This window comes from Paenibacillus sp. EKM206P (assembly GCF_011066155.1).
Lineage (GTDB): Bacteria > Bacillota > Bacilli > Paenibacillales > Paenibacillaceae > Paenibacillus > Paenibacillus polymyxa_D.
On record NZ_JAAMNQ010000005.1, the window covers coordinates 338458 to 361711 of the forward strand.

The window sequence follows — 23254 nt, forward strand, 5'->3', positions numbered from 1 at the left end:
AAGCCTTCCTATCAACAAGGAAGGCTTTTTCTCTGATTTAGCTTTTTTCGCGCCAACGTTTCAATAAAAAGATAGGAAGAGTTACAAAAAAAATTGCAAAGGCTACAATGATCCACCACTGAGGGTCAATGATATACAACACGACTCCGATCAGCAGAACTGTTGTTATTATGGAAATTCTCACTTTCAACATTGTTCTCTTACTCACCCTAGCTTCTAATTTTGGCAGCGTTATGAGGGTGATTGCAGTTAACGCAGCAAAAAATATTGAGGTAAATGAATTATAGATAATATCAGCTCCTTGATGTGATAAAAACAGAAACCCTCCGCTCAGGAAGGCTTTTGTTTTGGAACGACGCACATCCAACGTTACTTCGAGAAAATACTTATAATAAAAAATAAAAGCGAAATGATGATCAAAGTTAGATATATACTAGAAATCCGTTTTCCGATTGTAGCTCCAAACTCTTTAGGATTTTTATATCCAATGATTAAACTGGGAATAAAAAAAATACTGGATAGATAAATGGTGTAGTGAAACCTAGTATTATCAACACTGCTAGACCAGGCGGGCAATCCTAAAAAGGAAAGCAACTGGTCTCCCAATATGTAATTGCCAAATTCGAAAGAAACAGCCATACCAAGAAGAGTTAGCAGCAGTGAAAGCGATCCCCAACCTATTTTCTTTTCGTTTTTTCTCAACAATTCAAAGATAATTAGGGTAATTACAATTGCTTGTATGCTGTAAGTCAACATGATTGAAAACATAAAGTACCTCCTTGAACATTAAGATCCAATGATAAGATGTCAATTTCGGAAATGAGTATACCATTTTTTGGGATGTTTTCATATGCTTTTCAATACAGCGATCGTAAGATCAAATGGAACGCGAAGCGTCTCTAGCCATACAATATTTCATCTGAATGTAAAAGGAGATGATTATGTTGGCTACCTTCTCGGCCGCGCTTCAAGTGAAAAAGCGGATGGCCAAGCGAGTCTTAAAAATGTCCGGTGTCCACGGCATTGGCGTAGGATACAGGGACCCTGCCCATCCCAAAAAGGGAGCCGCTGTCATTGTGTATACGGACCGTCTAGCGTCGGCCTCTACTGGACTCCTGTCGGCCACCGCATTAGGAAAGAAAACGAACGTTCCAGTCCGAATTGTAAAGACTGGAAAGATCAGAGCCAATGCCACGGACTACAAAGTGCGCATACGCCCGGTCATCGCCGGCTACAGTGTCGGGACGATTGAAGGCTCCGGTTCAACCGGACTCATCGTTGCCCCAACTGGAGCGCCGGCGACGCGTTATCTTTTTAGCAATAACCATGTCCTCAATCCCTCCAATACAGACAATCGGGAGGCTACAATACAGCCAGGCGGAGCCGATGGGGGGACGGTTACTCAGGATCGTATAGGAAGGCTGTATCGTTACGTACGCTTGAACCCCACTGGTACGAACCTGATTGATGCGGCGCTTTCGCTTCCGACCCGTAACAACCTGCTCAATCCGCGTTATGCTACGGTAGGAGCGATTCCAGGTCATGTTACCGCATATCGCATAGGAGAAAGATTGAAGAAGGTTGGGCGTACGACCGGACGAGTCAATGGCACGGTAGAGTCCGTCTATACGGACCTGCAAATCAATTATGGCGGAGAGTTAGGCCTGCTGACCTTCGAAGATCAGACGGTTATTAGAGGTACGACTCCCGTATCACTACCTGGGGATTCTGGCTCTGTATGGCTCAGACAGTCAGATAATTATGCAACTGCGGTCAACTATGCAGGCACGGCAGATGGTCGCTTATCTATAGCCTTTCCGGTGCAGTGGTTCATGCAGGTATTCAACACACGGGTAGCCCGCCCCAACGGGGCAGGCAGGGTGCTCAGGGTAGATACAGGATCTTCCCCTCGCTCCTATACTAGGCAACTCACCAGTGAAGAGCTGGTTCGCTTAAGACCAAGAACGACACGCATTAGACGGAGCTAAACGCCCTCCCGATGGAAAAATTGCCGCTGATCGTCCCGGTAAGGCGTCAATTTAAATGCTTTCCATAGGGCGGCTCACTTCGGAAGCATCACCTCCCCGGATTTCACCCCTGATTACAGAATTAATATAAGAAATCCGGGGTGGAGGCAATGAGAAGCACCAGCAGAAGTAATTCACGATCCCAATCATTTACGACGCAAATGATTCACGACACAGATGATTCACGGTACAAATCATTCACAATCTAAAACGTTAATGGCATGAAATGAATGCATAATGCATTCTAATCTGCCCCCTCAGCATATGCTTGGACTCCCACATCAGGGGCTGTAATGATGCTACTTGCCGAGGCCAAGCCCCGGATTTCCTGAGCGGTCAGGGCTCTGTTGTAAATGATCAGTTCATCTACTGCGCCGTTCAGATAGGGATCATCAAACTGGGATTTTCCAATATAGTTCCGGTCTGTCAGTCCAAGGCTGGAAGGATTCAGCGTCATGTTCGTGTTACGCGTCCCCTCTACACCGTCCACATACATCGTTCCAGTATTGCCTGACAAAGTCACGGCGACATGCTTCCAAACCCCTGTTGCTAGCTCCGGCGCATTCAACTGTTGTTCCTTTCCGTTCCCCGAGATAGTGATAGCGAAGCGCATACCAGTTCCCTCGGCCTTAGGTGTCAAAAACATATACCGATCCGTGCCTGCTCCAAAATCAAACAGGCGTGCCCAGCCGTTATGCGTGTTCACCCGTACCCACGCGGCAATGGTAAAGTCATTGAGGCTGCTAACGATACCACCGGGCAGGCTAGCATAGGCGTCTGTACCGTTAAAGTGCAGGGCATTGCCTTTCCGTCCGGCTCCCCACGCGCCTCCATTTACACTGGCCTGCTGTCCATAACCTGACGAATCGGCTGCGGTAGATCCGGCCGTTTCGTCAAATTCATAACGGGCTATGATGTCTCCAGCGGGAGACGGATTACCTGTACTCGACTGAATACGGATATCATAGTTGGCTGCCGTACCGATATTCAGTCTGACCGTGATCGCAGAGCTGTTAGCAGCCGTGACTGATCCGGTTTTTGTGCCGTCTACGAGCACGTCATACGTACCTGCCGCGAGTCCGGTCAAGCTCATAACGGTAGTATGAGTCGTGCCTGGGGTCATATTTTTCAGTGTCAGGCGCATGTTGTTCTTGGACTTGGACACGATGGCCAAGCTATATTGATCCCGGTTCAACTCCAGACTCAGCTTCTGGGTGATCAGATGCAGACGTTGGAATACGCCGTCTTTTGGAGTAACCGTATAGCTGTTATTGCTTTCTGTAACGTCACAGCCATAACCGAACAAACCGAATATGGGATCGACAGCAACATCCGAGCTTAGAATTTTAATGGCTCCAAACAGCCCTAGATCGGCTTCCCCGGACATGCCACGCCATCCGTTAAAGAGAGGGCCGCCGTCCAGACCGAGTGCGCCATAATTGCCTTTGCCCGCCTGATATGTCCACGATACCGCCCCGATATTGGCAGGATCAGAGCTGATCTGTCCCGAGTTAATCGCCCCGATGTTCGCCAGCTTGGCGGCATAGGATAGACGCTGATCCACTTCAGGCTTGGACGAATAACGACGTGTCCAGTCATCCATCGCATAGCCGGCCAGTGAGGTCGTGTACTGGAAGTTCCACCAATTCTCTCCGGTAATGGTGACCGGATCGGCGTAATAGTACCAGACAGGCATATGACCGCGTGCAGCACGCGTTTTGGCGTTGATTTTGCTCATCATCGTCGTGTTGTTGTTCATTTTGGCGAGTGTATATACGGCTTCTTCGCCTGTATTGTCATAGTTATACTCAGAGCCATAAGGATAGGTGGTATTCTTGAAATTGTTGTACTTGGTAGCCATTTTGGCAATCAGGTCGTTAGCCTCGGTGGTCAAGCCTTCTTCCTGAAGCGCTTTAATAATATCAGGTGTAGTTAGCTCACCCATGAGTCCCGTGTTCCAGTTATAGGCAACAGGGCCTTCATACAACGCTTTAAAAATATGATAAGCACGTAGCAAATATGTGTTTTTGCTATTGCGATAGCTGATCAGGTTGGGATACAGCTTGGCAAGTTTATACATGCTAAAAAACGTATTATAAATGTGCGGATAGGCATAGCCCCGGTACGTTGGTGTCGTATTAGGCTGCGGCATCAGGAAATCAGGAACCAGATAATCGCTATGATGGCCTTCCATCAAATTCGTCCAGATGGCCACTTCCAAATAATCATCGACTGCCTTGATCTCAGATGCCACGGGCTTCTGAACGTTTTTCTCCGCCAGAAACTGACCGTGAGTTAGCCCCCAATCGTCACCCCAGCCCCAGTAACCAGCAAAGCTGTTGCGTTTGGCCTTGTACTGCATCATCCAGTCATCAAAGACCTTATCCCTCAGGTCGCCCGGAACGTTCCATTGGGTGCTGTTGACCATGAAGGTAGAGTGACGCTGAAGTGCAGCTTCGATTGGCTCGATGGCATAGAACTGGAGAACGGTTTTTTCGCCGTTACCATAGTTAACCGTAATATTGTTATGTCCCAGTCGTCCCAGTGTAAGTTCATATATTTTATGGTTTGTAGGGGCTGTTTCCAGATAGCTGATGGTCGTTTCCGACGGATATTGCGCGGTGACAGAGGTAATGGATTTGCTGGTATGCAGATCGAATTTAGCCTTGAGATTGGTTGGGAAGATCATACCCGGAACCACGGTCACATCCACATGTCCCTCACTGTACAGCCTGTCCTTTACGGCCTGCTCGTCCGCTACCTTGTAAAATTTAAAAGCATACGTTTTGCTTTCACCAGGAGCCAGCGACAGACTGGTGCTTCCAAGATAGCCACGGTTGGTGCTCTTGATGACATTGGAGTGGATATAGAACACATTCAGTCCTTCAGACCAGCCCCCTTGCTCCATAGCCCATGTGCTGCCGGGATGCTCCTCAGTTCTCCAATGGTCCTGATATTCGAGACCAGCCCCCGTTGAGGCATCAGGGATTAGTAGTACATACGGTCCGATGCCGCTAGGTCGTCCAGCGGTAATAAAGGAACTGTTATGGCCTACAAAGGAGTGTGAGAGTACTCTGGTTTCATAAATTTGTTCATTATTGCCACCCGACCAGTACTCGTTAAACGGAAGTGGCAGTCCCCAATCTCCGATCTCCAGCGTTTGATTAGAGCTGTTCGTTACTTTCATTTGCCAGTGCAAATAATCGTTAACCAACGAATAAGTTTCATGTAAAATGAAATTACGTATTCCCTGATGGTTTGATGAATTCTGATAGGCTACCTGGACACTGTTTCCAGAAGAGGTGATCTGGCGCGCATCAGCAGAATTGCTTGTCCATGCCCGAGTCCACGCTCCGTTGCCGAGACGATAGGTGAACATGAGTTCACCCAGCCATTGATGATCCGACGTATTCTGTTTAGGTGCGTTGGAGCTGTTCATAACATAGTTGGTATTAAAAGTGTCCCCTACCAGTCGCAAGGAAGAGAGATCCCCGTAATCTCCGACAGAGATGGAGAACACTTGATTAGATAGCTGTACTGCCATGTTATCAACCTCCTAACAAAGGTTCGTGAGCGTGCTCACTACGTTAATATATGTGTGAGAAATACTTTTGCTACCCTATGTATGAGAATTGATAGAAAATAGATTCATATAGATATCCTAGAGGGCTCTCAATCGTGGAGGTAGAGATATAATGAAAAATAAAATGGAGTTGCCAAAGATTCCTGCGGATTTACCCGTATTAAATGAAGAAATGCGCTCCATACGATCCAAAGACGAACTCAGTATAGGGTCTGTAGAGGATATCATTTTGGACAATATGGAAGCGGTTAAGGTTTCATTAGAGAAGATGACTTTTAAAAATGTAACGATCATGGAATCGTCATTGCCGGAAAGTGAATGGACAGACGTTATTTTTGATAAATGCGATCTATCGAATGTTAATTTTTCAGGTTCCTTTATCCATCGGGTAGAGTTCAGAAACTGCAAATTGCTCGGAACGGATTTTTCGAGAAGCAGGTTCCAAAACGTTCGTTTTTCGGATTGTTTAGGGGATTATTCGATGTTCCGTTTTGCTAATTTCAAGCAAGTTGGTTTTGAGGATTGTTCTTTGATAAGTGCAGATCTGTATCATTTAACACTACAAAAAACCTCTTTTGCCCGTTGCAATCTGGATCAAGCCACCCTGTCGGGGTCCAAGCTCAAGGGAATTGATCTCAGTGATTGCGAATTTGATGGATTACAAGTAGAGATAGAAGACTTGAATGGCTGCATCATTTCACCGCATCAGGCCTCATCCTTTGTGGGCCTTTTGGGGCTAGTGATTAAATAAGGGGTTCCTCACTGATTTTTAACATGGTTCCAAGCCTGGCGCAGACGGTTACACCCTTCAATAATTTGTTGCTCCGTTAAATGGGCAAAGATAAAGCAAGCTGATGGAGGTCCCGGTGTCAGTTGGTAATCAGCGGCATCACGCCATGTGACTCCGTAAAATCGTGCTGTCTGCATCAAATGATGATACTGGGCAGAATCATGCTTCCAGATGGCATAGGCATGTAGTCCGCAATTGTTCTGATGCCAGTGAAACAGTTCATTCAACTGCTGTATTTCCCGCTGGAACACGTCGTAGCGAGACCTGTATATGCGAGTCATCCGACGCACATGGCGAACGTAGTCGCCGCGCATCATAAAACGTGCCAGTGCGCGCTGTTCCAAGCGGGCAGGCGGCAGGGGATCGTATAGTCGTTTGGCAGCTGTCAGCGCTTGGGCTAATTCAACGGGCAGGATTGCAAACCCGAGCCGAAGGCTGCTGAACATGCTTTTGGAAAAGGAACCGACATAGATGACACATTCTGCGCAATCCAGTGCTTTTAACGGTTCAATGGGTCGTCCTGCCCAGCGGAATTCACTGTCATAATCGTCCTCAATGATCCACGCTCCCTTGGATGCTGCCCATTGCAAAATATGTTGACGTCGTGTTAATGGCAAAACTGCCCCGGTTGGAAACTGTCGTCCAGGTGTAACAAACAGCAATTTGGAATCCCAATCCTGTGGGACAATTCCGTGTTGATCCATTTCGGCAGCGAGTATCTGTCCGCCTGAGGCAGTAACTGCACGGTAGATGCCGGAATAACAAGGATTCTCCAATACAATTCGATCTTGTTCATGAATAAGCAACTGACTTAATAACGTGATTACTTCCATGGAACCACTGCATAATACGACTTGATCCGGGCTGGCCGTAATTCCGCGTGTTCTGCCAACATGATGGCAAATCGCTTCACGTAGCCATTCATCACCGCTCACTGGCGCAGTAGTTTCGTCAGCCGAGGGCTTTTGCAGATCTTTTCCAGCGGCAGTCAGTGCGCTTTTCCATGCGATCTGTGAATTGCCCTCCAATACAACTTCTCCTGCCTGAAAAGAAATCAAAGGCTGTTGTGCACGGTCTCTATCTGTAGCAGAAACAGGAGACGACTGTAAGTTTCGTTCCCTTTCGATCTGCATGATTCGTTGTCCCCATGCTGACAGCGTAGGGGATTTTTGCTTGGAAACGGGTGGATTCTGATTCTGCAGGCCGATTTGAGATGGGTTTGGTAGCACCGCTGTCTGTTGCATAACAAAGGTTCCTCTGCCTACTGCCGAGTCTACATATCCTTCTGCCAGCAGCATATCGTATGCTTCTTTAACACTCCCTCGCGAAATTCCATACATCACAGCCAGATCACGAGTGGAAGGCAGACGCGTACCACTCGCAAGGGAACCATTGAGGATTCCCTCACGAAGAGCATGATACAATGCCAAGTATTTTAGATGATATTTTTGAAGCGCGCGCTGATATGCAATCGTAATATCCATACTCTTCTCCTTCGATTGGGCCACTCACTTTCGTTCATATTGGGTCTTTTTATGAATCCATTTTCAACATAATCTGAAATGTATCATTGGTCAATAGATGGAGGGAGAGTTCTCTATGAGAAGGAAAGAATTTGCGGTGGCAGAACTAGAGGAAATAGAGCAGTTTCTAAGCGAGGTCAGTTTCGGATTTTTAGGCATGAACAGCGAGGATGGTTTTCCGCGTGTGGTTCCCTTGAATTTCGCTTATGGAAATGGCGTTTTTTATATTCATGGCAGCCGTGCTGGAGAAAAGATGGAACAGATGAAAGAGGATAATCGGGTTACTTTTTCAGCCGCCAAAGAATATGCGCTCATTCCATCTTATTTTACGGATGAACATATGGCATGTCCGGCGACTTCATTTTTTAAAAGCATTACCGTTCGTGGTCATGCGGAGCATGTAGTGGATTTGGAAGAAAAAGCATCGGCCTTTTCCATTTTTATGAGTAAGCTGCAACCGGAAGGCGGGTATGACACGATTGATGCTAGCGATTCTCGGTATGCCTCACGTTTGAAAGGGGTCGCTCTGATCAAAATTGTACCGGAGGATTGGACCGCCAAGTTTAAATTCGGTCAAAATGTCAAAGATCAGGAACGTCAGCAAATTATCGACGGCTTGCAACAACGGGGGCTGGATGATGATCTGACGACGATTGAGATGATGCGCAAATATTGTCCTCATCACTGAGCGTAATAAATCCTGCTCGCTCACCGTCAGATTGGTTAATTATACCTTGTAGGGAGATGCCCTTGATTTTCCAAAACTTTCAGTCCTTCTGTATTAGGACTTTTGAAGGACAGGTATATATCATCCTCAAGCCCGTTGTTCTTACTGCAAAGGAACTTTATAATACGATAGATTTGTGGCGTAAGGGGGCAAGACCGTGATGGGAGCAGGAGTCAGAAGTCGGGAGAGTCGACGGTTGTTACTGGAAGCAGGGGCTGAAGAGTTCGCTCAGACGGGGTTTTATCAGACAAAGGTAAGTTCGATCGCGGCACGCGCAGGATTGACGCAGCCGGATTTTTATATTCATTTTGAAAGCAAGGAACAGATGTATGATGAGCTTGTGGAGAGCTTTCGTACTTTGGTGAATGAAACGGTTCAAAGCATGAAGATAGGTCCGGATCAAAGCGAAGCTGAAATTTTGCAACGGGGACAAGTGTTTCTGGAGGCTATTTTTCGCGTGTTGTCTAACAATCCGGCGATCACCCGTGTCGGATTTTACCAGGCGGCAGACTCGGTGCGCATTAAGGCGGAAATGGCCGAGCATATCAAAAAGCATCTGCTGGCTGCGCAACGATGGGGCTCGTGCCGTGAGGAACTGGACCCTGAACTGATAGCAGAATGCGTGATCGGCTTGATTGAACGGCTGACGTTAACGAAATTGCTACCTGGACGTGAAAGTCCGTCTGTGCTTGCCAAGCAGGCACGAAACCTCCTATATCACGGCATGCTCGGGTCCGAAGAATAACAGGACTATACAATACCAAACCTAGATTTGGGCGGCAGGCGCGGCATTTGTCCCTATCATGAATGATGGCATAAGCATAAGATGCTCTTGTAAACCATGAAGGGAGGAATCACCATGTCTGGAGTAGGCGCTGGTTATGGAGCTTTTACATCTACAGGAGCGATTCTGGTACTTTTCATTCTGCTCGTTATTATTTCCAAAGCATTCGTCATCTAATTCGTAGCTCATGAATCTGATTTCGGGCGATTTGTTGTAATCGACAGAGGGAGGAGGAACTTAAGATGGGTGAAGTAGAAAGAGGTTGCGGTGGTGGCGGCTACAACATGTTTACTTCCACTGGTGTTATTCTGGTACTCTTCATTTTGCTGGTTATCATCACACGTACCATTTTCATCTAAAGCTATATTCATGGGCTTGAGCGCCGATGCTTCGGGTCTATGACCGTGCTAGTCAAAACAGGAACCGTCTCCAATAGAGGCGGTTTCTTTTTATATCAAAGTTCACGTTGACGTTAACGTTATATAGGCGTAGTATTTATATATAATCTTTTTCATAAGGTGGGTGTCATGGTTACGTATAAAATTGATGAGGTCGCCAAGCAAAGTGGTCTGACGAAGCGAACTATTCGTTATTATGAGGAGATCGGATTATTGCCCTCCCCGCAACGCAGTGAAGGAAATATGCGCCTGTATACGCAGGAGGATGTGGATTTACTAAAAAAAATAGTGAGTGCCAAGGAAGTACTTGGATTCTCCTTGCAAGAGCTTCAGCGTTACATGTCCGCAGCGGAAATGCTCAAGGGTCAGCGGGAGGAATATCGCGAGCGAACGGAGCATTTGCAACCGAACGAGCGACGGGCCATGTTGGAGGATATGGAAGGTACACTGAACGAACAGTTGGAATTAATGGAGGGAAAAATCAACAGCATCCGTTTGCTCCAGACTGAGTTGGAGGAGTTGCGGGTCAGGGTTCGTGAACGCAAAACCCTTTTGGATGAGGAACTTGATCACAACCCATCATAACAAGAACATTTACATTCAGATGTGGAGGTAACATCATAATATGAGTTCACAACATGCATTACCTGAAGAGCTAAAAGAACGCTCAGGCTTGCTGTCTCAACCTAAAGCGGTATGGGCGGTCGCCTTTGCTTGTGTTATTTCATTTATGGGCCTGGGATTGGTCGATCCGATTCTTCCGGCCATTGCCGATCAGCTTCATGCTACGAAAAGCCAAGTGTCATTGCTGTTCACCAGCTATAACCTGGTAACAGGCGTTGCGATGCTGATTACGGGCGTCGTATCTAGTCGATTGGGTGTCAAATGGACGTTACTAACCGGGATTTTGTTTATTATTGTGTTTGCTGGACTTGGCGGCACGGCCAATACAGTTGGCGGAATTGTGGGCTACCGGGCAGGCTGGGGCTTGGGGAACGCTTTGTTTATCGCAACAGCGTTATCTGCGATTGTAGGTCTGTCTACTTCTGGAACAGCTAAAGCAATTATTTTGTATGAAGCGGCCTTGGGCCTCGGGATTTCAGTGGGTCCGCTGCTGGGCGGTGAGTTAGGCTCCATTTCCTGGCGTGGTCCGTTTTTCGGTGTAGCCGGACTAATGGTCGTGGGATTTTTGTTCATTACGTTTATGCTGCCTTCGATTCCAAAGCCCAAAAAACGCGGTTCCATTGCCGATCCGTTCAAAGCGCTTAGTTATCCAGCTTTACTCACGCTCGGTATTGTAGCGTTGTTATATAACTTTGGATTTTTTACGTTGATGGCGTATTCTCCATATGTAATGCATCTGGACGAGCATGGTTTGGGTTATGTATTTTTTGGCTGGGGAATTATGCTAGCCTTTACCTCGGTGTTTGTAGCACCAAAGATTCAAGCACGCTTGAGCGTGGTATCTTCCATTAGTATCATGCTGACGCTATTTGCCATTGATTTAGGTGTTATGGCGATTGGGACGGTAGCTGGCTCGCCAACGACTGTCATTGTCGCCGTCATTGTAGCTGGTATTTTTCTGGGGATTAACAATACATTGATTACAACTGCTGTTATGCAGGCTGCTCCAGTGGAGCGCTCGACAGCATCTGCGGCCTACAGCTTCATGCGTTTTTTGGGTGGGGCCATTTCGCCGTGGCTTGCAGGGAAGCTGTCAGAGTGGTACTCAGCAGAAACCCCGTTTTATTTTGGAGCATTGATGGTACTGATTGGTGTAGTTGTGCTGATCGGACGTCGTCGACATATGCAGGATATTCAGGTGGATGCACACTAAGATCGAACTTCTGAGGAGGAAAAAGAGGATGAGCGAATACAAACATATTCTGGTCGCAATTGATGGTTCGGAACACGCGATGAGGGCGTTGGAGACCGCCAAAACGTTGTCTAAGCAGCTTCAGGGGAACCCGCATCTGACTGTATTGCATGTAAACCCGGCTTTATCCATGAATGAGCCTCCGATTGGGGTCGATGTGGATGAGCAGATCGAAGAAGAAGGTCGTCATATCCTGGAACCTGCATCCGACTATTTAAAGGACGCGGACATCCCTTGCCGTATGTTGGCGGGTCATGGTAATCCGGCGAGTATCATTTGTGAAATTGCAGATCAGGAAAAGGTGGATCTGATCATTATGGGAACACGGGGAAAAGGACTTGTTTCTGAAATGATACTGGGCAGCGTGAGCCATCATGTGATTCAGCATGCACCTTGTCCGGTGCTGACGGTAAAATAGATGGTAAAAGAGACGTTAATATAGAGAAAAGGAGGAAAAAGCATGCAGCAGCATTTATTTATTGGAGGAGAATGGAAGGTAGCTTCAACGTACACGACGTTGAAATCACCGTATTCCGGGGAAATCATTGCTGAGGTGGCAGAGGCCACGCCAGAAGATGTCAAGGCTGCTATTCAGGCGGCTTCTGATGCACGCTCGGAGATGCGGGCCATGCCAGCGCACCAGCGGTCAGCCATTTTGGAGAAGCTGGCTGACCTGCTGGAAGAGCGGCGTGAGGATGCAGCGCGCATCATTGCATGCGAAGCGTCAAAACCATGGAAAGCTGCGCTGGCGGAGGTTGACCGGACGGTGCAAACCTACAAGTTCGCAGCTGAAGAAGCCAAACGGATTCACGGGGAAACCATTCCGCTGGATGCCGCACCGGGCGGCGAGGGCCGTATGGCCTACACGCTCAAAGAACCTGTCGGAGTAGTAGGAGCTATTACACCATTTAACTTCCCGATGAATCTGGTCGCTCATAAAGTGGGTCCCGCGCTGGCAGCAGGCAATACAGTCGTATTAAAGCCTGCGGAGCAGACGCCGTTGTCGGCTTACCTAATCGCGGAGCTGCTAGAGCAGGCTGGATTGCCTGCGGGCGCTCTTAACGTGATCAGCGGCGATGGTAAAACCAATGGCGACGTACTTGTCACTGATCCGCGCGTCAGCTATATCACTTTTACCGGTAGCCCGGCGGTCGGTACAGAAATTCGCTCCAAGGCTGGCTTGAAGCGGGTCACGCTGGAGCTGGGTTCCAACGCGGCCGTTATTATCGACCGTGATACGGATGTGGAAGCGGTCATCGACCGTTGTGTGAGTGGAGCCTTTGCCAATCAAGGGCAGGTGTGCATATCAGTTCAACGTATTTACGTTGTCGATGAACTGTATGATACCTTTGTATCCCGATTTATAGAAGCAACTCAACGTTTAAAAATGGGAGATCCGCTAGAGCCGGACACGGATGTATCCGCGCTTATTTCAGCCAAGGATGTCGAACGTGTCCGTGAGTGGCTGGAAGAAGCCGTTCAAGCAGGTGCGAGGATCGCTCTGGGTGGTCAAGCCAAGGGAGGTATTTTGGAGCCGACGGTTTTGCTTAATGTGGACCCGACTTCCAAGGTATCCTGTCGTGAAGTGTTTGCCCCGCTTGTGCTGATTCATTCTGTTAGCTCTATAGATGAAGCCGTAAACCATGTGAATGATTCGATCTATGGCCTGCAGGCGGGAATTTACACACGTAATATCACGACTGCGCTGGATGCAGCAGACAAGCTTGAGGTTGGCGGCGTGGTGATCAATGACATTCCAAGCTTCCGTGTCGACCATATGCCGTATGGTGGTGTGAAGCAAAGTGGCACCGGACGCGAAGGCGTAAAGTATGCCATGGAAGAAATGCTGGAAACAAAGCTGATCGTTATTAAACGGTAGTAGTTATATAAAAGCCTATCTGATGGACATAGATAATACGTTTTGCGTATGTCTGTTCATTAGATAGGCTTTTTTGGCACCTTCTACGTGATTATCAGATGAAAATAAAGTGTTTTCTTAGTGCTAGATTAAGATAAGGCTCTTTTAAATCACTACTGCTACCCGCGTATGTTCTTTAATTAATATTTAAAAATGGAATATAATGAAGGATGGTCGTAGCCCCAAAAAGACAATAACAAAATAGACCTAGCCAAATGATTTTTTAAAAAAGGCAGTGCCTGAGAAGGGTTATGAAATTAAAGTATCAAAGATCTTTCAAGGCTAAACGTAAAATGAGGATGGTGCAGCAACCAGAGTAGGCTTAATCTCCCATGAGTTCTTCCCAAAAGGGAGCGACAAGCCACTAAACCCTTTGAAATTGCACGTTTCTCCTTGGAAGTTTACAGCAACAAGGAATTCACCCCAAAAAAGGTTGTTTTAGTTCATTCAAATGATTAAACTAACGGTTAACAGTAGGTTCAAGTAATCGATGAGATGAAGAGGGGGAAACCGAAATGAAGACGATCAAGTGCATGATGGACCACCTGTACTGGGCGGACGGACGCATCTTGGACGCGCTCGAGGAGAGTGAGACGAAGAACAAGGACCTTCTGAAGCTGGTTCGGCACGTCGCGGTCGCGGAACGAGTCTGGCTGTCCCGATTGCAGGGCAAGGGCAGCGCGCAATATTCGTTGTGGGAGGAAGCTGAAGACCTGTCGGCGATCCGGACGATGTTCGAAGAAAACGCCGAACAATATCGTGTCTATATCGAAGGGCTCGAGGAATCCGAGTTGGATGAGATGATCGACTATGCGAACCAGAGCGGGGTTCCGTTCCGAACGTCCGTCCGGGACAGCCTGTTGCAGGTCCTCTTACATGGACAATATCACCGGGGACAGATCAACCGGGCACTTCGGATCGAATCGGCAGAGCCTGCCCAAGTCGATTACATCACGTTCGCGAGGCTCTGAAAAGTTCCGCATTGAGAAGGAATGGAAACGCAGTAAAACCGAAATATCCTACTGCACAAGAAATGGCAAAGGTAACTCAGGATGAACTTAGGCAAACTCTAATTGCGATTGGAGCAAAATCGGCTGCTACAAAGCCTCCACGGTTTTAGCAGAGCTGTTTAGGATCAAAGAGAGCCCACACCCTTATAAATTGGAAAATTAATTTGCTTCCAAATACGGTTATGGGCTTATTGATAAAGCGTATTTAGCTTGAGTTTTAGACCGTTGGTACTGTTCCGCCGTCAATATTATATTCACTTCCTGTAATAGAAGCGGCCCGGTCAGATACCAGAAAAGCAACAAGCTCAGCGACTTCTTCTGGTAGTCCTGGACGACCAATTGGAATTCCTCCCAACGAGTCCATCAGTTGCTTTAATGCACTTTCTCGGTCACCTGTCGTCTCAGCAATCCGATCAATCAAACTTTGTGCTGCCTTCGTTTCGATAAAGCCTGGCGCAACTGTATTAATACGAATGCCTTGAGGCGAAAACTGCTTGGCTAACCCTTTGCTGTAAGTAGTTAAAGCTGCTTTGGCTGCAGCATAAGCCAATGTTGCATCATATAGCGGCAAGCGACGTTGAATGGATGAAATATGAATAATAACACCGGCTTCCTTTTCAACCATAGCCGGCAGCAGTCCACGGTCTAAACGGACAGCAGCAAACAGATTGGCGTTAAAAGTTTGCTGCCAATGCTCGTCTGTCAAGATAAGGGCTCCCCCGGATGGGGCTGACGAGCCTCCAACATTGTTGACAAGAATATCTACACCGCCTAGGCGCTCAAGAACGCTGGTTACCACTTTATCTACACCTTCAGGCGTACTAATATCGGCTGGAATAAATAGATCCGGATTTTCTAAATTAACTGGAGTAGTTCGAGCCGTAGTAATTACAGTAGCACCTGCAGCCGTAAGTCTCTTAGCAATAGCCTCTCCCATTCCTTTGGTACCGCCTGTGACCAAGGCCTTTTTACCTTTAAACTCACTTACAATGTTTTCTAATTGAAAACTCATGCGAATAATTCCTCCTGATTTTCACAATGTGGTTGAGAACTACCTCTAGGTATCTTCACTCCGAGTTCACTTGTTTTGCGAACCTTACACACTATCGACAATGATACCTCGGTACCGCCCTCCGCGCAGTCGATGCTTTAGGGCTTTTTGATAGGCTGGACTAAAGTACCAAGCTTGTGCTTCCTCAAAAGTGGGGAATTCCAGGATGGCCAACCCTTCAATATCGGGTCCTTCGAGGACCAGGTATGCGCCATACATTGCTAGGGGTTTGACGGAATGTCCCGCCAAACCTGCCGGTGCCAACTGAGAATAGAGTTGGAGTTCAGTTTGATCGGTACTCTGTTCACGTATAAAAACAACATAAGCGGACATATACGGTTTTCCCTTTCTTGTTTTTTCAGGATTTTGCAAAATCCTCTTTTAATTACTTTATGGGAGTGTAATAATCAGTTCTTTAATTTTATTGTTGTTTACTAGAAATTGATGTTTGAGTAGGAGTGGATCGGGAAGATTCGATTTATCAAAGTCTCCGTCTACTTTCGCAGTTACGACGACGGTATTAATTGTGTCATCCGTATCCACGATCTCGAAGGTGACATTCGGCCCCAATATTTCTGCTTCACACCATGATTTTATGGCTTCCATACCTTTGATTTCGCGATGATTATCCAAGATCAACGCATCTTTATCGAAAGCGGAAGTAAATGTTTCAAGCCGGGATTTGTTCGCTGATGTAAAGTAAGTTTCTACTGCTGGTGGCATGGGTCTATGTGGATTCATTGATTCTTCAACCTCCTATGGTGAGTATGTTGTGAGCGATAACTTCAAACTCATCATAGCAGTGATAATATGACTACATGGTGTCATATTATAGAGGATCATTTAAATTTCTTTTCATCGTTTCTAAATGAGACAATATTCTTGTACGTACTTGTTCGGGGCTAACCTTTATAAGGAGGGGACCAAAGGACAGCAGATAACTGTCCAGCCAATTGCCTACGGGAAATTGTGCCGTGACGGTATAAGAGCCGTCTTCCTTCTGAGTAATTGTTTTCTCGGCAAATTCATCGTATACGCGGTAAGCACCTTGAGCAGAAATGTGAAGAGTTACTTCAATGGTATCAAGCAAATTGTTCATTTTTGTATCTGTAGATGCTACGACCGTTCTTGGCTCATAACTAATTTCGGAAACTATAATCTCTTTCATTCGGCTAATCTTAAATACACGATGACTTTCGGTATTTAAACAGTAACCTTCCACATACCAGGATTTATCTTTAAACAATAGCTTGGCAGGTTCGACGCTACGATAACTCTGTTCCCCGGCGACGTTATAATAGCGGAACTTTATAACATGGTTTGTAATTATTGCGTTGCGTATGAGTGTAAATAGCTGTCTCTGACTGTTTTGGCTTCCCCATGGCGAAAAATCTACCTCGATCCAGTTACCCATGTCTTTTTTAAAAAGCCTACTCAATTTGTTCAGCACTTCTTCTACCTGTGGAATGGTAGCGGTGGCCACACTCTGAAGGGCCATTAAGATATCATCTTGTTCCTGCTCGGACAGTAAAGAGGTGTTAAAGACATAACCCTCCATCAATGATATTCCGCCACCCTTGCCTCTACTGCTGTAGATGGGAATCCCAGCTGCGCTTAAGACATCTATGTCCCGATAAATGGTTCGTGTGGAAACCTCAAAATGTTCTGCCAATTCATCAGCAGTCACTTTTTTCTTATGGAGTAACATATAAACGATTTCAAAATGTCTGCTTAACGGCATACGCTTCACCTCTCTCGGTAGCATACACCTTATAACATGACATTATAAAGTCATATTAAGTGATTGCTCTACATCACACCCTAATGTGCATCAACTGGGGTACTTTATTTTCTTTGAACAGCGATAATAACACTGCCTTTGGATCAGATGTTTAAATAATTTTTTTGACAAGTTGAACAAAAAGCCCTTGCATAGTAAAAAGGAATATACTATACTGAGGCCAATTGAGTTAGTGATTGATCAATTACTAACTCAATTAACAAGCAATGGAGGTGCTATTCATGAGCAGGATACCGCTCAAGGTTACTCAAACGTATCTTTATCGGAACTATGGATTGAGCATATTCAGTTAATTGAAGGTGTACAAAATTAAGTAATTGATCAATCACTTACTTTAAAGTAAACGGAGGAAAACCAATGAAACATTTTATTATTTACGCACATCCATCTGAGGGAAGTTTTAATCATGCGATTTTGAACACAGCAGTCGAGGGGCTAAAGCAAAAAGGACATGATGTGGTTGTTCGTGATCTATATGCAATCAATTTTCAACCTGTGGTTAGCAGCAGCGAGGTCATTGGAGGCATTGGAGAGGATGTTGTACGGGAGCAGGAGTATTTGCAATGGGCAGAGGTAATCACCTTTATTTATCCTATTTGGTGGACGGGGATGCCAGCCATTATGAAGGGCTATATAGACCGCGTATTCTCTTACGGATTTCCTTATAAATATGTAAATGGAGTGCAGATGGGATTACTCAAGGGAAAGAAAGCCATTATCCTCAATACACAAGGAAAATCACATGCGGAATATGCCAGCAATGGCATGGATCAAGCCCTTCGCCTGACGTCCGACAAAGGTATATTTGAATACTGTGGACTTGACGTCATGTATCATCTATTTTTCGAGTCGGTACCTCAATCTGATGAAGATACGCGTAAAGAGTGGCTTAACCAGATTGCAGACATGGCTAGCAAATCCTAATATTTATGTTCAGAGCCAGTGGCTAACCCAAAAGACATCGCGTGCATTTGCAGGCGACGCCTTTTGGTTGGTCCAATATTGAATGTCACTTCAGTAGTGGTCGCGAAATGTGGTTGTAACGGCCCCATCGAACGATGAGAAGAATGTTTTGACAAGGCATCATATGTGCAAACGTACTCGTTGGAATGGGCAATGTTGCTACAAATCGAGATAATGCATCTTAGAGAATTTAGTTAATCAATTGAAACAATTTGCCATGCGCCATCTTTATCTTTTTCAAAGTAGAAGGTATATCGTATATCGGGTGAATATCCTTCTTCATTATTCAGCCGTTCCCCTACAACGGGTATCAATGTCCGATTATTTTCTTTTATAGCTCCAGCAATACCAGTAAACTTCACCGGATGATCGAAGAGGTAATCGTGACCTGTTCCAACGTCTGGACCGAGCGTAGCATGGAATTGTTCCAAATCTTTTGACACGAAGGCAGCTATTACTGCTTTGAGTTTTGTTATCATGGCATCTTCAATTAGAGGATCTTTAACATCATTCCATTTGATCTCGTCTAAGCTTTGCAGGGCGGCTGGTTGATCTGTTCCTTCTTTGACTACCGTTTCTGAGGTTGTTGGTACTGTTTCATTGGTAGATGTATCTGTTGTTTCCTGCTTTCCACAACCAGCAAACACACTTACACTTACGGAAAGTATAAGAATAGAAAAAATTTGAGCAGGTTTGTTCATATTAGGTTCACACATCCTTTCTCTATCTATAAAACGAATACTATTTTTTTATGAGGAGAAGATGTAATGAAATGACGAAAAACTGACGAAAAGAAAAAGTATAGGATGTTTTACTACAGAAAAATGAATAAATAAATGAAATGACCTTCTCTAATTAAAGAAGGCCATTTTTTAATTCAGGAACCAATATTAAATGTAGCACTGCCTTTTGCTATAGGCGTTCTCGCTTGTAAGTCATTCAGTGGGTCTTTATACCTGGTTTGGAATTTTCGCATGGACGTTTTTGCATTTTGTCGGTTAGCTATGATGCTGCGTATCACGGTTCAAAAGTAGCTGTACATGATGAAATCACTGGTGTATATCTATGTAGGGTATCAAGCTGTGGTTATAGCATTTTTTTGAGCTGGGATATACGGGCTTGGGAAACCTCAAGTATTTTGGCATATTCGTGCTGTGCTGCATTGGGGTGCTTTTGCATTAATTCTTTTAGACTTTCGATCATCTGTTGTGTCGATCGCCGCAGACGTTTGGACTCTTTATTAGATCGTTGTGAGTTGGATAAAGCTGATTTGGCTGGTCTTAGGACTGGGCTGAAATTTACCCCCTTCTTTAAACTCTCAATACATTCCCCGCAAATAAAGCTGTCTCTAAAATAAGTTAATTGTTCTGTTGAACCACACATTTTACACGTCACCCCAGTATATTTTCGAAAGGCGAGAATACCAGTTTCCTCATCTGCAAAAATCTCAACAGGATCACCCACATTATAATCCATGGAAATTCGCATTTCTTTGGGAATAACGATACGGCCTAACGCATCTAGGGGACGTGTCATACCTGTACTTTTCAAATGATAACCTCCTTTTTTATATCCTTATAATACTAAATAGTTATGATAAAAAAGAATAGGCTTAGAGAAGCAATCGCATATATTTAGTAAACTGTTGAAAAGTATACAAGTAATTACCAATATGTGTTTATTTATTGAGGGGTGTGTGAGGGTAATTATAAAGAATTACCGATATATATTCATAAATAATATTCTAGTTGGCAATAAAATTTTTAGTAATACCGGATAAGGAGCAAGCTGTGGTGGCAATCGATTCCCATGCTGTATGAGGTGGCGTTTGGTGTGTAGAATTGGATGCAATATAAGGCGGTGCGGGTATGAACTCGATTAGCACGTGAAGGTCTTCAGACCGACCAGATTGTGGACGATATTATCAGCCATGTTGACGATTTTGGTTATGAGGCACAAATGCCCACGTTCTATTTTCTGTCCGGACTGACGGGCAATAAGAAGGTTGCCTCGCTGCTGTAAGGTAGTAGGAATCTTAATTTTGCACTCTTTACTATGAAAACTTATACTTATCGTTAAAGCTGACTTGAAGAGAAAATATAAGAATGAGGAGGGGAATAACCATGTACTCCATTAAAGAAGTTCAAATCAAGAGCGGATTGCCCGCATCTACCCTTCGTTATTATGAAAAAGAAGGCATATTACCTGATGTCGGTCGGGATGAAGGGGGAAGAAGGGTATATACCGAAAAACAAATCGATTGGATCAGGTTCCTTATGGCTATGAAAGATACAGGGATGACCATTGAAGAAATTAAGGCATACCTTGAGCTAAATGTAAAAGGAGAAGCCACAATCCAAGAGAGAAGAGATTTCCTTGTAGCCCACAAAAAGAAGGTGGAGGAACATGTGGCACAAACGCAGCACAATTTGGAGAAAATTATTCAAAAGATAGCTTTTTATGATCGTGTGGTTATGGGAAAAAGCCTCTCTTAGGTATCGTTTGATCTGTAAATAGTGGTTAAGTCAAATCGAATATATGGAGCCCCCAGCATATTTGAAAATGCTCGTTGGTGGGCTTTTTTTTGCATAGTTATCTAAAGATGCCGATTGTAGGTCGCAAGTATGAAAAATGGTTGGTAAATGAGCGGTTCACAATGCGCTTATAGGGTAAAAGTGTAGTACCAAGGTGGGCAAGTGGGGGCGTTGACTCTCACGCCACGTGAGACTGTAGACTGTCAAGCAAGGGAGGTGAAGCGGAATGGCTTATACGGTGAAGGAAGTATCTAATCTGTCGGGAATCAGCGTACGAACCTTGCATTATTATGATGAAATAGGATTGCTGAAACCGCATCATATTGGAAATAATGGATATCGCTATTACGAACAGGAACAACTGTTGAGGCTTCAGCAAATCATGGTATATAGGGAACTGGATTTGCCTTTATCTGAAATTGGAAATATGCTGGAGCAAACCAAGGAACAAAAGGCCGAGGTTTTGCAAGAGCATCGAGCCAAGGTCGAGGCCAAAGTCTTCCGCTTGCATACTCTCCTACAAACCATCGACGAAACGGTGGCTCATTTGAAAGGGGAACAAGCAATGAAACCAGAGCAAATGTACCAAGGGTTTAACCCGGAAAAGCAGGAAATGTATGAACATGATTTGACAGACCGTTATGGTCAAGAGGCTCAGAAAACAATTCAGGAGAGCAAGACGGCGACGGAGAACTGGAGCAAAGAGGATTATTTGGATTCACAGGCAGAGGCTGACCAGATTCATCGACGGCTGGCTGAAGCCATGAATAAAGGATTGAAGCATAACAGTGAAGAAGTACAGGCGCTGATCCGCCGTCATCTTCAATGGGTAAGCCGATTTTATACTCCTACCGCAGAAATTTATAGCGGGCTGGGAGACTTGTATGTCGAGCATGAGGATTTCAATAAAATGTATGAAGGCTATCGCCCCGGGCTGGCTGAGTATTTGCGAGACGGAATGAAGGTGCTGGCCGAACGGGAATTAAACTAGCAACAGCTGATGAAAGGGCTTAAATGATATGAAAAAGAGGTGAACAACAAGCCGATTTGACGGCCTGCTGTTCACCCTTTTTTTGTGTAAAACAGCTTACATGCTGCTTGGTACTGTTCTCATGCCTTGCTGACTGCTGTTTCCGAACTGCTGCATGTTACCACTGCCTGCAAAATGCTGTCCGGTCGACCCCATATGCTGCGGAAAGCTGTGATTCATATGGCTTCCTGCACTAAAGGTGGATGGTTGCATACTACGGGAAGCATAGTTATCGCCAAATCCAGGCTGAGTCATTTGGCTGCTCGAGCGGATAGTGTTTTCCAGCTGACTACACAGTTGAATAACTTGTTGGTATTGTTGCATAGCTTTTTGGTGGTCCTGGATTGCGGTTTGGATCATTTGAGCTGCATTACGTTCACGTTGCATCAGGTTTTCAAGGCTGGATGCATTTTGTTGCTCTTGTTGCAGCAACTGCTGATACATGGCGGTTCCTTGCTGTGTTTGTTGTGCCAATTGCTGAATAATTTGTTCACATTGATGAAGTTGTTGTTGTGGAGCCATGTTGTTGAACATTGATCATCAATCTCCTTCGCCGGATAGTTTTGGGTTTCAGACCCTCCTATATTGTGGCGAAGGAAGACGATATATATGCGCTATTTTTGGTTATAGGCTGGCTAACAGAATAGCCGTAAATTCCTCTAGGAATACACGATCTTCGTGATCAAAACGACCTTTAAGTGGGCTGTCAATGTCCAGCACTCCTATCAGCTCCCCATTCTTGACAAGGGGAATAACGATTTCACTATTGGAAGCAGCGTCACAGGCAATATGTCCTGGAAACGCATGTACATCATCTATAACAAGCGTTCGTTGTTCTGCTGCTGCGGTACCGCATACGCCACGTCCCAATGGAATCCGTATACATGCAGGTAAGCCCTGGAAAGGACCAAGTACAAGCTCAGTGCCATCATAAAGATAGAAACCGCTCCAGTTAATATTTGGAAGGAAGTGACCGAGTAATGCTGAAGCATTTGCCAGATTAGCAATGGTATTGGATTCATCATGAATCAGTGCCCGGAGTTGCCCGAGAACGGATTCGAATTGTTCATGACGTGTGCCTTCGTAAGGTATAGTTTGAAACATGTAGAGTTCACGCTCCTAACATTAAATTTTCACATGAAGTGCTGTATAAATCGCCAAAAATAGGTAATTATGCAATTCGCTTTTACCATTGGTTAATTAATTTAAGATATAACGATTGTGTATATTCAGTCAAGT

Annotated in this window: 25 protein-coding genes; 13 read left to right on the top strand and 12 right to left on the bottom strand. The window is 45.3% G+C overall.

Going from position 1 to position 23254, the window contains the following annotated elements:
• Positions 1–37: 37 nt before the first annotated feature.
• Both G9G53_RS13745 and G9G53_RS13750 read right to left on the bottom strand, forming a co-directional pair.
• Positions 38–367: a hypothetical protein gene (locus tag G9G53_RS13745; protein ID WP_165148324.1), complete on the bottom strand. Its 330-nt coding sequence runs from the start codon at positions 365–367 to the stop codon at positions 38–40.
• Positions 368–369: 2 nt separating this feature from the next.
• Complete coding sequence (locus G9G53_RS13750) at positions 370–768, bottom strand: hypothetical protein (protein WP_165148327.1); 399 nt, start codon at positions 766–768, stop codon at positions 370–372.
• Between the two features lie 173 nt (positions 769–941).
• Between G9G53_RS13750 and G9G53_RS13755 the strand changes: the two genes are divergently transcribed.
• Complete coding sequence (locus G9G53_RS13755) at positions 942–1988, top strand: hypothetical protein (RefSeq protein ID WP_165148330.1); 1047 nt, start codon at positions 942–944, stop codon at positions 1986–1988.
• 283 nt (positions 1989–2271) lie between these two features.
• Here the strand turns inward: G9G53_RS13755 and G9G53_RS13760 are convergent, their stop codons facing one another.
• Positions 2272–5571 carry a DUF5695 domain-containing protein gene (locus G9G53_RS13760; protein WP_165148333.1) on the bottom strand — a complete coding sequence of 1100 codons (3300 nt, stop codon included), beginning with the start codon at positions 5569–5571 and terminating at the stop codon, positions 2272–2274.
• A gap of 151 nt (positions 5572–5722) precedes the next feature.
• Between G9G53_RS13760 and G9G53_RS13765 the strand changes: the two genes are divergently transcribed.
• Positions 5723–6361, top strand: a complete 639-nt coding sequence (locus G9G53_RS13765) for a pentapeptide repeat-containing protein (RefSeq protein WP_029515839.1) — start codon at positions 5723–5725, stop codon at positions 6359–6361.
• Between the two features lie 8 nt (positions 6362–6369).
• Here G9G53_RS13765 and pdxR read toward each other — a convergent pair whose 3' ends face one another.
• The gene (gene pdxR / locus G9G53_RS13770; protein ID WP_165148336.1) at positions 6370–7884 is read right to left on the bottom strand and encodes a MocR-like pyridoxine biosynthesis transcription factor PdxR; all 1515 of its coding nucleotides are present in this window, start codon (positions 7882–7884) and stop codon (positions 6370–6372) included.
• A 115-nt stretch (positions 7885–7999) separates the two neighbouring features.
• On the opposite strand from pdxR, the gene G9G53_RS13775 reads away from it, so the two are divergent.
• The 8 genes from G9G53_RS13775 to G9G53_RS13805 all read left to right on the top strand — a co-directional run bounded on the left by G9G53_RS13775 (position 8000) and on the right by G9G53_RS13805 (position 14597).
• Positions 8000–8611 carry a pyridoxamine 5'-phosphate oxidase family protein gene (locus G9G53_RS13775; protein WP_069010955.1) on the top strand — a complete coding sequence of 204 codons (612 nt, stop codon included), beginning with the start codon at positions 8000–8002 and terminating at the stop codon, positions 8609–8611.
• Positions 8612–8810: 199 nt separating this feature from the next.
• Positions 8811–9395: a TetR/AcrR family transcriptional regulator gene (locus tag G9G53_RS13780; protein WP_069010956.1), complete on the top strand. Its 585-nt coding sequence runs from the start codon at positions 8811–8813 to the stop codon at positions 9393–9395.
• Between the two features lie 114 nt (positions 9396–9509).
• On the top strand, positions 9510–9611 hold the full coding sequence (locus tag G9G53_RS26485; protein WP_014599460.1) for a hypothetical protein: 102 nt from the start codon (positions 9510–9512) through the stop codon (positions 9609–9611).
• 350 nt (positions 9612–9961) lie between these two features.
• The gene (locus G9G53_RS13785; protein WP_069010957.1) at positions 9962–10417 is read left to right on the top strand and encodes a MerR family transcriptional regulator; all 456 of its coding nucleotides are present in this window, start codon (positions 9962–9964) and stop codon (positions 10415–10417) included.
• Positions 10418–10457: 40 nt separating this feature from the next.
• On the top strand, positions 10458–11669 hold the full coding sequence (locus tag G9G53_RS13790) for an MFS transporter (protein WP_029515832.1): 1212 nt from the start codon (positions 10458–10460) through the stop codon (positions 11667–11669).
• A gap of 28 nt (positions 11670–11697) precedes the next feature.
• Positions 11698–12126: a universal stress protein gene (locus G9G53_RS13795; protein WP_165148339.1), complete on the top strand. Its 429-nt coding sequence runs from the start codon at positions 11698–11700 to the stop codon at positions 12124–12126.
• A gap of 42 nt (positions 12127–12168) precedes the next feature.
• On the top strand, positions 12169–13587 hold the full coding sequence (locus G9G53_RS13800; protein WP_165148342.1) for an aldehyde dehydrogenase family protein: 1419 nt from the start codon (positions 12169–12171) through the stop codon (positions 13585–13587).
• A 554-nt stretch (positions 13588–14141) separates the two neighbouring features.
• Positions 14142–14597: a DinB family protein gene (locus G9G53_RS13805; protein ID WP_029515829.1), complete on the top strand. Its 456-nt coding sequence runs from the start codon at positions 14142–14144 to the stop codon at positions 14595–14597.
• Between the two features lie 256 nt (positions 14598–14853).
• On the opposite strand, the gene G9G53_RS13810 is transcribed toward G9G53_RS13805, so the two are convergent.
• The 4 genes from G9G53_RS13810 to G9G53_RS13825 all read right to left on the bottom strand — a co-directional run bounded on the left by G9G53_RS13810 (position 14854) and on the right by G9G53_RS13825 (position 17428).
• Positions 14854–15648, bottom strand: coding sequence for an SDR family oxidoreductase (locus G9G53_RS13810; RefSeq protein ID WP_165148345.1), 795 nt, complete (start codon positions 15646–15648; stop codon positions 14854–14856).
• Between the two features lie 84 nt (positions 15649–15732).
• A complete protein-coding gene (locus tag G9G53_RS13815) occupies positions 15733–16059 on the bottom strand; it encodes a DUF1330 domain-containing protein (protein WP_238437996.1) in 327 nt (108 codons plus the stop codon).
• An 18-nt stretch (positions 16060–16077) separates the two neighbouring features.
• On the bottom strand, positions 16078–16428 hold the full coding sequence (locus tag G9G53_RS13820) for a nuclear transport factor 2 family protein (RefSeq protein ID WP_165148348.1): 351 nt from the start codon (positions 16426–16428) through the stop codon (positions 16078–16080).
• An 88-nt stretch (positions 16429–16516) separates the two neighbouring features.
• The gene (locus tag G9G53_RS13825) at positions 16517–17428 is read right to left on the bottom strand and encodes a helix-turn-helix transcriptional regulator (protein ID WP_165148351.1); all 912 of its coding nucleotides are present in this window, start codon (positions 17426–17428) and stop codon (positions 16517–16519) included.
• Positions 17429–17845: 417 nt separating this feature from the next.
• On the opposite strand from G9G53_RS13825, the gene G9G53_RS13830 reads away from it, so the two are divergent.
• A complete protein-coding gene (locus tag G9G53_RS13830; protein ID WP_165148354.1) occupies positions 17846–18412 on the top strand; it encodes an NAD(P)H-dependent oxidoreductase in 567 nt (188 codons plus the stop codon).
• Between the two features lie 233 nt (positions 18413–18645).
• Here G9G53_RS13830 and G9G53_RS13835 read toward each other — a convergent pair whose 3' ends face one another.
• Together G9G53_RS13835 and G9G53_RS13840 are read right to left on the bottom strand one after the other, a co-directional pair.
• Complete coding sequence (locus G9G53_RS13835; RefSeq protein WP_165148357.1) at positions 18646–19152, bottom strand: hypothetical protein; 507 nt, start codon at positions 19150–19152, stop codon at positions 18646–18648.
• Between the two features lie 385 nt (positions 19153–19537).
• Complete coding sequence (locus G9G53_RS13840; protein ID WP_029515828.1) at positions 19538–20002, bottom strand: AbrB/MazE/SpoVT family DNA-binding domain-containing protein; 465 nt, start codon at positions 20000–20002, stop codon at positions 19538–19540.
• Positions 20003–20574: 572 nt separating this feature from the next.
• On the opposite strand from G9G53_RS13840, the gene G9G53_RS13850 reads away from it, so the two are divergent.
• Complete coding sequence (locus G9G53_RS13850; RefSeq protein ID WP_029515827.1) at positions 20575–20946, top strand: MerR family transcriptional regulator; 372 nt, start codon at positions 20575–20577, stop codon at positions 20944–20946.
• 265 nt (positions 20947–21211) lie between these two features.
• Positions 21212–21976, top strand: a complete 765-nt coding sequence (locus G9G53_RS13855) for a MerR family transcriptional regulator (protein ID WP_165148360.1) — start codon at positions 21212–21214, stop codon at positions 21974–21976.
• Positions 21977–22072: 96 nt separating this feature from the next.
• Here G9G53_RS13855 and G9G53_RS13860 read toward each other — a convergent pair whose 3' ends face one another.
• Both G9G53_RS13860 and G9G53_RS13865 read right to left on the bottom strand, forming a co-directional pair.
• On the bottom strand, positions 22073–22549 hold the full coding sequence (locus tag G9G53_RS13860) for a hypothetical protein (RefSeq protein ID WP_029515825.1): 477 nt from the start codon (positions 22547–22549) through the stop codon (positions 22073–22075).
• Between the two features lie 90 nt (positions 22550–22639).
• A complete protein-coding gene (locus G9G53_RS13865) occupies positions 22640–23119 on the bottom strand; it encodes a GAF domain-containing protein (protein ID WP_029515824.1) in 480 nt (159 codons plus the stop codon).
• Positions 23120–23254 lie beyond the last annotated feature (135 nt).